At 65.6% G+C, this 12,182-nt stretch carries 9 protein-coding genes; 4 read left to right on the top strand and 5 right to left on the bottom strand.

The features are described from left to right. Nucleotides 1-2 precede the first annotated feature (2 nt). The 5 genes from SPYCW_RS11315 to SPYCW_RS11295 form a co-directional block, all read right to left on the bottom strand. Nucleotides 3-1,250 carry an N-succinylarginine dihydrolase gene (locus tag SPYCW_RS11315; RefSeq protein WP_120216888.1) on the bottom strand — a complete coding sequence of 416 codons (1,248 nt, stop codon included), beginning with the start codon at nucleotides 1,248-1,250 and terminating at the stop codon, nucleotides 3-5. Between the two features lie 3 nt (nucleotides 1,251-1,253). Beyond that, a complete protein-coding gene (locus SPYCW_RS11310; RefSeq protein ID WP_120216887.1) occupies nucleotides 1,254-2,255 on the bottom strand; it encodes an arginine N-succinyltransferase in 1,002 nt (333 codons plus the stop codon). After that, nucleotides 2,252-3,463 carry a hydrolase gene (locus SPYCW_RS11305; protein ID WP_120216885.1) on the bottom strand — a complete coding sequence of 404 codons (1,212 nt, stop codon included), beginning with the start codon at nucleotides 3,461-3,463 and terminating at the stop codon, nucleotides 2,252-2,254. The genes SPYCW_RS11310 and SPYCW_RS11305 overlap by 4 nt, the downstream gene beginning before the upstream one ends. 64 nt (nucleotides 3,464-3,527) lie before the next feature. Then, entirely contained in the window at nucleotides 3,528-4,652 is a 1,125-nt protein-coding gene (locus tag SPYCW_RS11300; protein ID WP_197715635.1) for a hypothetical protein, read from the bottom strand. A 192-nt stretch (nucleotides 4,653-4,844) separates the two neighbouring features. Beyond that, the gene (locus SPYCW_RS11295) at nucleotides 4,845-5,144 is read right to left on the bottom strand and encodes a WYL domain-containing protein (RefSeq protein ID WP_120216883.1); all 300 of its coding nucleotides are present in this window, start codon (nucleotides 5,142-5,144) and stop codon (nucleotides 4,845-4,847) included. A gap of 214 nt (nucleotides 5,145-5,358) precedes the next feature. Between SPYCW_RS11295 and SPYCW_RS11290 the strand changes: the two genes are divergently transcribed. From SPYCW_RS11290 to trhO, 4 genes are all read left to right on the top strand, one after another. Further along, a complete protein-coding gene (locus SPYCW_RS11290; protein ID WP_120216882.1) occupies nucleotides 5,359-7,452 on the top strand; it encodes a malate synthase G in 2,094 nt (697 codons plus the stop codon). A 278-nt stretch (nucleotides 7,453-7,730) separates the two neighbouring features. Beyond that, nucleotides 7,731-8,882 carry a hypothetical protein gene (locus tag SPYCW_RS11285; protein ID WP_120216880.1) on the top strand — a complete coding sequence of 384 codons (1,152 nt, stop codon included), beginning with the start codon at nucleotides 7,731-7,733 and terminating at the stop codon, nucleotides 8,880-8,882. A gap of 220 nt (nucleotides 8,883-9,102) precedes the next feature. After that, entirely contained in the window at nucleotides 9,103-11,118 is a 2,016-nt protein-coding gene (locus tag SPYCW_RS11280; protein WP_120216879.1) for a GMC family oxidoreductase N-terminal domain-containing protein, read from the top strand. 110 nt (nucleotides 11,119-11,228) lie between these two features. Further along, the gene (gene trhO / locus SPYCW_RS11275; RefSeq protein WP_120216877.1) at nucleotides 11,229-11,957 is read left to right on the top strand and encodes an oxygen-dependent tRNA uridine(34) hydroxylase TrhO; all 729 of its coding nucleotides are present in this window, start codon (nucleotides 11,229-11,231) and stop codon (nucleotides 11,955-11,957) included. Nucleotides 11,958-12,182 lie beyond the last annotated feature (225 nt).

The raw sequence follows: 12,182 nt of genomic DNA, 5'->3' as shown, positions 1-12,182 counted from the left end.
GGTCAGGCCAATATGCTGAGGTCGAGCGCTTCGAGGAGCGCGGCGCGCGCCTTGCGAACCTCGCCCGCCAGCGTTGCGGACGTCAGGTCGCCCGGCGCGATCGCTTCGGGCCAATGCTTCGCGACCACCGCGGCGATCCGGTCGAGCTTCGCCGCGTCGGCGATAAAGCGCGGATCGACCGTCGCAGGGTCGGCGACGACGCGCAGCCGCAGGCAAGCGGGGCCGCCGCCGTTCGCCATCGACTGGCGGACGTTGACCGGCAGCAGTTTGCGGATCGGGCCATTCCCCGCGACATGCGCCTCCAGCCACGTCCAGACCGCGGGTGTATCCTGCGCCTCGGTCGGCAGCACCAGCCCCATGCCGCCTTCGGGCAGGCTGACGAGCTGGGCGTTGAACAGATAGGATTTGATCGCGTCGGGCAGCGTCACCGCGCTGGTCGGCACTTCGACGATCTCGACGGCGGGAAAGGCGGCGCGAATTTCGGCGTGCGCGGCCTCGCGATCCTCGAACGCGGTTTCGTGGGTGAACAGCACATGCTCGTTCGCCACCGCGACAACGTCGTTGTGAAAGGCGCCGCCCTGGATCGCGGTGTCCGACTGGCGAATGAACAGCGTGCGCGCGGGATCGAGCCGATGGTGACGCGCGATCGCTTTCGATGCGTCGAGATGCTGGCGCGCGGGAAAGCGTCCGCCGCTCAACCCATAGACGAAGATTTCGACGCCCGCGGCGTCGTGCCCGCTGCACAGCCGCATATGGTTTGCCGCGCCCTCGTCGCCAAAGGGCGCAGGGATCGGCGCGTGGACCGCAAAGGCCGGGTTCGCGAAGGCCAGCCGCAGCTGCGCCAGCGTCCCCGGCCATTCGTGGCTGCGGTGCGGCATGGTGACGAGGTTGGCGACGGTCAGATGGCATTTGCCGTCGGCGCTGTCGGGGGCGGGCGAGACGGTCGCGGCATTCGCCGCCCACATCGACGACGCCGACCAGGCCTGCGCGCGAAGGTGGGCCTCGGCGCCTTCTTCGGTCGTGCCTAGCGTTTCCAGCCAGCGTGTGTCGGGGCGATCGAGCGGCATGAAAAAGCCCTGCGGCAGGCCGAGCGCCAGATTGTGGCGCATCTTGTCGATGCCCTGCAACGCCGCTGCGCGCGGCTGCGACACGTCACCCGCGTTCGACGCCGAAGCGATGTTGCCGCGGCTGAGCCCCGCATAATTGTGGCTGGGGCCGATGATCCCGTCGAAATTGATTTCGGTCAGCATCGGTCAGCGTCCGATCCAGCTGATCTGATCGCCCTTGCCGACGCGCAGGATGCGCGCCGCGCCCGCGTCGATCGACCCGTCCGTACCCACCTTGCCGAAACAGCAACGAAAATCGGCGAGACGACCGGTCGCAATCAGCGCGTCCTCGCCGCCCTCGCCAATGCCGGTGACCTCGACATGCTTCGCGTCGCGGATACTCGCCACCTGGTCGGTGCGCGCGGTCATCGTCGGGCCGCCGTCAAAGATGTCGACATAATTTTCAAACGCAAAGCCTTCATTCTCCAGCATCCGCATCGCGGCGCGGCCGGTGGGGTGGGGGACGCCGATCACGCTCCGCGCATGTTCGCCCAGCATCGCGATATAGACGGGGTGCTTGGGCATCAGGTCGGCGATGAACTGGTTGCCGTGGACGGCGTTGAACTGGTCGGCTTCCTGGAAATTCATCCCGAAGAACTTGCCCGCGACGCCATCCCAGAAGGGTGATCCGCCGGCTTCGTCGATCACCCCGCGCAGCTCGGCGAGGATGCGGTCGCCAAAACGCGCGCGGTGCCGCGCGATGAACAGATAGCGCGAGCGTGTGAGGAGCAGCCCGAGCCCGCCCGCGCGCGCGGCGGGGTGCAGGAACAACCCGCCCACCTCGGATGCGCCATTGAGATCGTTGCTGAGCATCAGCACCTGCGCGTGAAAGGTGCGTCCCAATTGTTCGCTATGCTTGCTGTCGGTGCCGATACGGTACGAGTAAAAGGGCCAGCGCTGGCCGACCTGACCGAAAATCTGGCAGGTACCGCGCACCTCGCCGCTGTCGAGATCCTCGAGCATCATCAGGTAAAGCTCGTCGGCGGGATATTCCTTTTCGGACGCGAAACTGGCCTCGGCGCGCTCGAGCTTGGCGCGCAGCGCCTTTTTGTCGGGGGGCAGATTGGTGAAACCGCCGCCGGTCAGCTTCGCCATCTCGTAAATGCTTTGCAGGTCGCCCGGTTTGGCCGCCCGGATCACATAATTCACACAGTCCCCCGTTCCGCTATTCTGGTTATGGCGAGCGCCGACAGCTGCGCGCGTTCGGCAAGGCTGTCGACGATCAGAAACTCATCGGTTGAATGGATCGCGCCGCCGCGCGGCCCCATGGTATCGACCACGGGAATGCCGCACGCAGCGATATTATTGCCGTCGCACACGCCGCCCGTGGCGTTCCAGCGGATCGGCGGCAGGCCAAGCGCGGCGCCGCAGTCGCGCACCAGTTCGAACAGGCGCGTCGCCGCGGCGTCGAGCGGCTTGGGTGGACGGTTGAAATTGCCGTGGATGTGGCAATGGACGTCATGCTCGCGCGACACCGCGGCGACGGCAGCGCGCAGCGCGGCTTCGGCCTCGATCATCACCTCCGGCGTCGAAGGCCTCAGGTTGACGCGCAGGATCGCCTGATCGGGGACGACATTGTTCGGGCCGCCGCCGTCGATCTTCGCAGGATTGACCTTGAGCTCGGGCGATTTCAGCGCCGAGAGCCGCAGCGCGAGGTCGGCAGCGGCGAGCAGCGCGTTGCGACCGTCGTCGGGATTGCGCCCCGCATGCGCCGACAGGCCGTGGACGATGACCGAGAAATTGCCGCTGCCCGGCCGCGCGCCCGCGAGCGTGCCGTCGGGCAGCGCGGGTTCATAGGTCAATGCCGCGGTCTTGCCCTTCGCCAGTTCGGCGATCAGCGCCGCGGACGCGTGGCTGCCGGTTTCCTCGTCGCTGTTGATCATCACGTCATAGCCGACGCGGTTCGCGAGCGGCGAGGCTTCGAGCGCGGTGAGCGCGGCCAGGATCACCGAAATCCCGGCCTTCATGTCGGCGGTGCCGGGGCCGTTGAGGACACCGGGCTCGCGCCATTGCAGCGACTGGAAGGGGTGATCGACTGCGAACACCGTGTCCATATGGCCGGTGAAGAGGAGCTGGACCGGCGCTTCGGGCCGCACGTGCAGGTGCAGATGGTCGCCGCGCTGCGTCGTCCTGATCAGCCCCGCGGCGTCGACGCTTTCGATCGGCTCGGGGGTGATCAGGCGGATGTCGCCGGGCAGCGATGCAAAGGCGTCGGCGAGCAGGCCCGCAACATTTTTCAGGCCCACAAGGTTGCCGGTCCCGCTGTTGATAGCCGCCCAGCGTTCGACCTGCGCCAGCATCGGCGCATCGGCGGCGCGCTCGATCGTCGCGGTTTCGGTGGCCGAGATGGAAGTCATGCTGCGGCTATAGCCGCGAGTGGAGTCGTTTGGCGACCCCAGAGATTGCGTGGCGCACTGCGCGTCAGGGAGCCTTTTCGGACTTCGGCGACGGCTGCAGCAGCCGAGCATAGCCGTGAAGCTGTAGCGCCTTTCGCGGTGACAGATCGGTGGTGAGGGGCGCGAGTGCCTGCTCTGCCCGGCGTGCCTGACCCTGCGCAAACAGCGTCCGCGCCAATTCGACGCGGGCGCGTTGCCGCACATCGAGATTGCCAAAGGGGTCGAAGAACGAATCGATCCGCGACCGATCCTTGAGGCCATTCCAGGTAAAAGGCACCGCTGCCGCAGCGTCGTTGGCGATCAACTCGTAACGCCGCACGGCATCGGCAAGCGACAGTTTTCCTGTCAGCACTGCGTACCGCGTCTGGAACAGCTTCGCTTCGGGTGAGGGTGTTGCTCCCGCAAAATCGGTGAGTACGCGCTCGATCCAACCCCAGTTCACGTTGCCCGTCGCCGCCTGCATTCCGAGCAGGTTGAACGCGAGGATCGCACCGCGATGTTCCGCGGTGGTTGCAGCGCGCACCGCTGCGTCGGTCGGCCGACCAACGCTGGTGGCGGGTACCAGTTCGATCGCGGGATCATGCTGCAGGATCGCTTCGATATCGGGTTTGTGGAAATGGCCGACAACGACAAGAACGGTTTGGCCGCGCCTCTTGTGCGCAATGGCGCGAATCCGCTGCGCCTGCATGTAAGTGCGATAAAGATAGAGGCGGCGTGGCAGGTCGCGATCGGCGCGCGGCGCGGGCTCCGCCGCCCATTTTTTCGCGGGAGCCAAGGTTTCGGGCTTTTCGGCGGCGAAAAAGTCCCAATCCAACATTTTGGCATCGGGAAACGTCAGGAAACCCTGAAATCCTTGCGGGCGCCGTATTTCAAGCGGGGTGTCGAGATCGATGCCAAAGCCCAATAGCTGGTCGTCGATTGGGGGCATCCAGTCGATCGGACATAATTCGATGCCCCGGTCGGTCGCATAGGGCAGGATGATCCCCTGAACCTCATAGGTGAATTCATAAAAATCCTGCCGAGACGCCTGCTCCGGCGGTCTTTCGATGCAAATCGCCGCAGGCTTGAGAAGATCGAAATAGGCCGGGTAAATGCCGGGCTGGTCCCGCTCGGCAACGAGTTGGGCGGCATGGTCGACGCCCAGAATCACGAGCCTGCTCTTGGCTTCCTGCGCAGCGACGAGCGATGGAAATGCGATCGCGAGCGAAACAATAATCCATGCAAAAACAGTGCGGGGACAAATGTTCTTCATGATCGTTCATCCGATGGCTGGCGTTCGGCGACCCCATAGCCACGGTGTGCTCAATCGGCAATCCACGCCAATTTGGCGTGAGCCCCGCGCTCAGATCGCGAGGAGCAACGTGTCGTCGCTTTGCGGCGCGGCGGCCTCGAACGAGGGGAGGGGGTCGAATTCGGCGTCGATGATCGCCGGAGCCACCAGCCCGTCGAGCTTGAAATGGCCGAGCCGCCGTTCGTCGTCGGACCGCCAATTCTTGTCGAGGTTGAGCGCGCTGACGAACAGGTCGCCGCGGCGTTCGAACATCTGGTGCGGCGCCAGCTTCATTTGCTGGCCGTTATATTGTGCGGTCACGACGCGCTTGCGCGCGATCGCTTCCATCAGGGTGAGCCGGGTTTCGCTCATGATCTAGCCTTGGAGAGGGGAGGAGAGTTTTGTTGTGCGTTGCAGCATAATGCACATGGCGACGCCCCCGGCAAGTGTCGAGACGCAACTTATTCCCTGAAATCCTGCGCACGATATCCTCGCCATTGCCATATCGGGCCAATCGCGGCATAGCGCGCTGGCCCTTTCCTCCCCGGGTCCACTGGCGCAGCCGCGCCGACCAGAGGGTGCATAAATGACCGAATTTCTCGACCGTGCCGGGCTGTCCGTCGATTCGCGACTGGCGGAATTTATCGAGGCCCGCGCACTGCCCGGTACCGGGATCGATGCCACCAAATTCTGGGCCGACTTTGCCGCCTTGCTGGGCAGATTCGCGCCCGAGAATGCGGCCTTGCTCGCCAAGCGCGAGGATTTGCAGGCGCAGATCGATGCCTGGCACGAAGCGCGGGCGGGGCAGGCGCATGATCCGGAAGCCTATCAGGCGTTCCTGCGCGATATCGGCTATCTGGTCCCCGAACCCGCGCCGTTCAAAATCGGCACGCAGAATGTCGATCCCGAAATCGCGACGATGGCCGGGCCGCAGCTGGTCGTCCCGGCGCTCAACGCGCGCTTTGCGCTCAATGCGGCCAACGCGCGCTGGGGCAGCCTCTATGATGCGCTCTACGGCACCGACGCGCTCGACGCACCGCCCGCAAAGCCCGGCGGCTATGACCCGGATCGCGGCGCCGCGGTGATCGCGCGCGCCAAGGCGTTTCTGGACGAAGCGGTGCCGCTGGCGTCGGGAAGCTGGGCCGATTGGCAGGGCGGACAGCTGACCCTCGCCGATCCGGCGCAATGGGTCGGCAGCAAGCCGGGTGGTATTTTGCTGCGTAACAACGGCTTGCACATCGAACTGGTGATCGATTCGGCGAGCGCGATCGGCAAGAGCGACCCGGCGGGGATCGCCGATGTCGTGCTGGAAGCCGCGCTGTCCACGATCATCGACCTCGAGGACAGCGTCGCCGCGGTCGATGGCGAAGACAAGGTGCTCGGCTACACCAACTGGCTGGGGCTGATGCGCGGCGACCTCGTCGAAAGATTCGCCAAGGGTGGTCAGACCGTCACGCGCGCGATGGAGACCGACCGCGAATGGACCGCACCGACCGGCGACCCCTTCGTCCTGCATGGCCGCAGCGTGATGTTCGTGCGCAACGTCGGTCATCTGATGACGACGCCGATGATCCGGCTACCCGGCGGCGCCGAAGCGCCCGAGGGGCTGTGCGACGCGGTGATCACCAGCCTCTGCTCGCTCCATGACCTCAAGGGGCTCGGCACGCTCACCAACAGCCGCGCGGGCAGCATCTATATCGTCAAACCCAAGCAGCACGGGCCGGAGGAATGCGGTTTCACCGATCGCCTGTTCGACGCGGTCGAGGATATGCTGGGCCTGCCGCGCCACACGATCAAGGTCGGCGTGATGGACGAGGAGCGCCGCACCAGCGCCAATCTCGCCGCCTGCATCCACGCGGTGAAGGACCGTATCGTCTTCATCAACACCGGCTTCCTCGACCGCACCGGCGACGAGATCCACACCAGCATGCGCGCTGGGCCGATGATCCCCAAGGGCGAGATGAAGGCGAGCGACTGGATCGCGTCCTACGAGGACCGCAACGTCCGCATTGGCCTCGCCTGCGGGCTCAGCGGCAAGGCGCAGATCGGCAAGGGCATGTGGGCGATGCCCGACCTGATGCGCGGCATGCTCGACGCCAAGATCGCGCACCCGAAATCGGGCGCGAACACCGCGTGGGTGCCATCGCCGACCGCCGCGACGCTGCACGCGCTGCACTATCACCAGGTCGACGTGTTCGCGCGCCAGCGCGAGATCGCGGGCGAGGCGGTGCCGTCGCTGGACCGCCTGCTAAACATCCCCGTGGCCAACGGACGCAACTGGAGCGAAGCCGAAATCACCCGCGAGCTCGACAATAATTGTCAGGGCATTTTGGGCTATGTCGTGCGCTGGATCGATCAGGGCGTCGGCTGTTCGAAGGTCCCCGACATCGACGACGTCGGCCTGATGGAAGACCGCGCGACGTTGCGCATCAGCAGCCAGGCGCTCGCCAATTGGCTGCTCCACGGCGTGTGTTCGGCGGATCAGGTCGACGCCGCGCTCGCGCGCATGGCGGCCAAGGTCGACGCACAGAATGCGGGCGATCCGCTCTACGAAAAGCTGACGCCCGAGGGGATCGCCTATCAGGCGGCGCGCGCGCTGATCTTTGAGGGCGTGGCGCAGCCGTCGGGCTATACCGAGCCGTTGCTGCACAAATATCGGCTGGCGAAGAAGGCGGGGTAAGGGACACGGCGGCATTCGACTGAAACCAGTTGTCGCCCCCGCGCAGGCGGGGGCCACTGTCGGTTTACGCGACAACGCAGGACAAGGCCGGTAGCGGCCCCCGCCTGCGCGGGGGCGACGGTGTAGGTGCGTCCACTCCCCACCCCAAAGCGGACAAGCCATTGTAAGCATTGCGAGACGAGCGTAGTCCTTCAAGACCAATTCGATCCTTGGGGTGAGCAGCAATCGTGGCGAACCGAGCCTTTCGCGAGCTTCAGTCAAACGCGGCCAGTCTACAAATGCGGTTGCGTTCGCGCGCTCGCCTCGCCGCCGCGATTGCGCTGTTCGTCAGCGCCAGTTTCGCCGCATCCCCCGCCGCCCACGCGCAAGGCAATGTCAGCACCGTCATGGAAATCGGCGGCAGCAAGCTCGCCGTGTCGCCGCAGGAAATGCGCGCACTGTCGGCGCTGGGCAATCTGGCGCGCGCTACGCAGTCGGCGCGGCAGGATCGCGCGCTGGCCGATGCCCGGCGCGTGGCGAACAGCCGCGACGCACGCTTTGCATTGGCCCTGTATGAGCTGGAGATCGGTAATCGGCGCGGCGATGACGTGATGCGCGCCGCGGCGCTCGACGTGCTGATCGCCAGCCCCTTGACGCGGCCCGACCGGCTGGTCGGGCATTTAGCGGCGCGAGGGCAGATCGCCTATCGCGCCGGCGATTTCGATACTGCGGGCGCTTTGTGGGGGCGGCTGGCCGAATTGACCCCCGCCGATCCTGACGCGCTGGCCAATCTGGCGCAGGTCCTGCTGGCGCAACAGGATGCGGCGGGCGCGATGGACCTGCTCACGCGCGCGATCGCGGCGCGGACAGCGCTGGGACAGCCGGTGGCGGAGGGTTGGTATCGGCAACGGCTGAGCATTGCGCAGCAGGGGCAGCTGGTTGCGCCCGGCGTCGATGCGGCGCGCGCGTTGGTCGGCGCCTATCCGACCCGCGAAAACTGGCGCATCGCGCTGGTGACGTATCGGCAACTCGTCGCCGCCGAGGGCGCGCTGGAGATCGACCTGTTCCGCCTGACGCGCGAGGTGGGTGTGCTGACGCAGGCAGCCGAATATCAACGGATGACGCAGCTGCTCAACGAAGCGGGCGAGCCGCGCGAGGCGAAGGCGGTGCTGGCGGAGGGGACGCAGCGCGGGCTGCTCGACGCCGCCACGTCGCCGACGCGCGAAATCATCGCCGAGGTCGAGCGGGCGATTGCGCGGGTGCGGCCCGGAGTGGCGCGGGCCGAGCAGCCGAGCGCGGCGGGGATGCAGGTTCGGCTGGGCGTGGCGCGACTGAACGCCGGACAGCGCAGCGAGGCGGAGGCGGCGTTTCGGGCGGCGGCGGGTGATCCGGCGGGTGGGCGTTACACCGATCTGGGCTTTTTCTGGCTGGCATGGTTGGCGCGCCGTTAAGCGGGCATCTTTCTCCCCTCCCTTTCAGGGAGGGGTCGGGGGTGGGTAGCCGCCAAAGGCGGCGTTCTTCGCTTTGCTCGCTATCGCTCGCGCACCCACCCCTAACCCCTCCCTGAAAGGGAGGGGAACGTGCCCATCCCCTCCGTTTCCGTACAATACGCCTTGCCCTCACTCGCTATAACGCGCCATCTTGGGCGCAGGGCAATGTGGGGGCAGGGCGATGACGGCACCGTTTAATTTCGGGCAGCTCAAATTTCTGAAGGCGCTGACCGAGGCGCTGTTTCATGGCGCCGAGATGGTGATTACCGCCGATCAGGTGGTCGACAATATCTGCGACCTGTTCGCCAAGGTCGGCGGGACCAAGCTCGACGAGATTAGCCTATCGCTGACCGCGACCGAGCTGGTGCTGGGCGGGCCGTTCTTTACCGAGGATGATGTCGCGGGGCGGGCCGCCAAGCTGAAAAACCGGCTTCAGAATAGCCAGATCGACCTATTCCAGGACATGGCGCGGCTGCGCGGCATCGTTTACGCCTGCTATTACGGCCACTGGCAGCCGGGGCTGGAGCCCGGCGATCAGGATGCCAACGTCGCCAATCCGGTGCACCGCCAGATCGGGTTCAAGCTGCCCAAGCACCGTGTTCGCGGCAGCGGCGAGATCGAGATCAAGCCCGTCGTCGGTCGCGAGATCGACGATGCTCATATCCTGAACGCGGCGACGCTGGCCGACGAATATGATGTCGTGGTGATCGGTTCGGGCGCGGGCGGGGCGGTGGCGGCGCATAATATCGCGGCGCAGGGCTATAAGGTGCTGATCGTCGAGGCAGGGCCGTTCTTCCCGTCGCCCAAGATCAACCACCACGAACTCGACATGATCGCCAGCCTCTACAAGCATGGCGCGCTACAGACCTCGACCAACCGCGATTTTGTCGTGTTCCAGGGGCGCTGCGTCGGCGGGTCGTCGACGATCAACAATGGGATATGTCTGCGCGTCAACGAAGCGGGGCGCACGCACCCCGACGCGCAGGATGTGCTGGCGAAATGGGCGAGCATCGGTGCGCCGATCGACGCGGCAGCGTTCCACGCAAGCTACGACGCGGTGCAGGCAAAGCTGGGCATCGCGCGCATCGAACCGCGCAGCGGGCGCCACAACGGCCCCCATCTGATCGAGGGGTGGAAGGCCTATGCCGCGCAGTCGGGCAATCCGCGTGATGCGCGCGCCGTCACCGACTGGTTTGCCAAGAATTTCGGGCCGCCGAATACGCCGAACGCTTGCGCCTATTGCGGCTATTGCAATTCGGGCTGCCCCTATGGCCGGCGCATGGGGGTGGCGCAGACCTATCTGCCCGCGGCGTGCCGCGATCATGGCGCGCGCATCCTGCCCGATACCAAGGCCGAGCGGATCGTCTGGCAGACCGCCTATGACGGGCGGCGCGAGGCCGAGGCGGTGGTGCTGATCCTGCCCGGCGATGTGCGGAAAATGGTGCGCGCCCGCGTCGGGGTGGTGGTCGCGGGGGGCACGATTGCCTCGTCGAAACTGCTCGACCGCAGCGACATCGACGGCACCGGCTATCAGGTGTCATTGAACGTCGCCTCGCCCGTGGTCGCACTGATGCCCGACGGGGTCGGCGGCAATGCATGGGACGAGGACCAGATGTCGAGCTATGTTGACGTCGGCGCCTATCTGCTCGAAAGCCATTTCCAGCCGCCGATGTCGATGGCGTCGCTGATGCCCGGCTGGTTCGCCGAGCATGCGAGCCGGATGAAGAATTTCGGGCGCGTCCATTCGGCGGGCATATTATTCCCTGCCGACCGGCGCGGGCGGGTGACGGGCGACAAATTGCAGTTCAGCCTCGATCCTATCGACGACCTGCCGGTGCTGCGCGATGCGATGGCGACGCTGACCAAGGTGCATTTCGCCGCCGGGGCGATCGAATGCTATCCGGCGCTGGCGCGGGGGCAAAAGGTGACCCCCGACATGGACGTCGATCAATTTTTCGCAGATGCAATCCGCGAACAGGACGATGTGACGCTGTCGAGCAGCCACCCGCATGGCGGCAACGCGATCAACGAAGACCCCGCGCACGGGATCGTCGACCTCGACTGCCGGGTGCACGGGACGACCAACGTGCTGGTCACCGACGCCAGCGTGTTTCCGAGCTGCATCCGGGTGAATGCGCAATGGACCACGATGGCAATGGCGCATTATGCGACGGGGCGAGGGGATCCGTTTGGGTAGAAGGGGCTAATCCGCTTGTTCCCGTTCGTGTCGAGCGAAGTCGAGACACGTCAACGTTGGCTTGGCGTGTCTCGACTTCGCTCGACACGAACGGCTAAGGGGCGTTGATCATGACCTTCACCGTTGCCGCCCTCTACCGCTTCGCCCCGTTCGACGATCCCGCCGCGCTGCGTCAGCCTTTGCTCGACCAGTGCGCTGAGCGGGGCGTGAGGGGCACGTTGCTGCTGGCGCGCGAAGGAATCAATGGCACGATTGCAGGCAGCGCCGAGAGCATCGCCGCGGTGATCGGCCATATCCGCGCACTGCCCGGTTGCGCCGAGCTCGATGTCAAATATTCAACCGCCGCAGCCATGCCGTTCCAGCGGATGAAGGTACGGCTGAAGAAGGAAATCGTCACCCTCAAGGTCGCGGGGCTCGATCCGGCGCGCGATGCCGCGCCCTATGTCGACCCGGCCGACTGGAACGCGCTGGTCGACGATCCCGATACGGTGCTGATCGATACGCGCAACGGGTTCGAGGTGGGCTATGGCAGTTTCGATGGCGCCATCGATCCCGCGACCAAAAGCTTCGGCGAATTCCCCGACTGGTGGCGCGCAAATGCCGACAAATTTACTGGCAAGCGCGTCGCGATGTTTTGCACCGGCGGTATCCGCTGCGAAAAATCGACCGCTTTCCTGCGCAGCGAGGGCGTCGAGGACGTCGTGCATCTGAAGGGCGGCATCCTCGCCTATCTGGAACAGGTTCCGGCGGAAGAAAGCCGCTGGCACGGCAGCTGCTTCGTCTTCGACGAGCGGGTGAGCGTCGGGCATGGGCTGGTCGAGGTGGGGGAGAAGGAATAGGCCGACGGTTGTTTAGGGGTGGGGAGCGGACGTAGCGGCAAAGACACGCCCTCCCCTTCAGGGGAGGGCAGCGAGACTTACGAACTTGTTCGTTAGTCGCAGCGGGTGGGGGCCAGCGGCCTAGCGCAAGGCTGCTGGCCCCCACCCCACTACGACTAGGCAGCAAGCTGCCAAGTCTTCGTTGCCCCTCCCCTGAAGGGGAGGGGCTATTTTTCCTTACGTCAG

Source organism: Sphingopyxis sp. EG6 (assembly GCF_003609815.1).
In the GTDB taxonomy this organism is placed as follows: domain Bacteria; phylum Pseudomonadota; class Alphaproteobacteria; order Sphingomonadales; family Sphingomonadaceae; genus Sphingopyxis.
The sequence above is the reverse complement of the archived record's forward strand: the minus strand, read 5'-3'. Positions and strand labels throughout refer to the sequence as shown.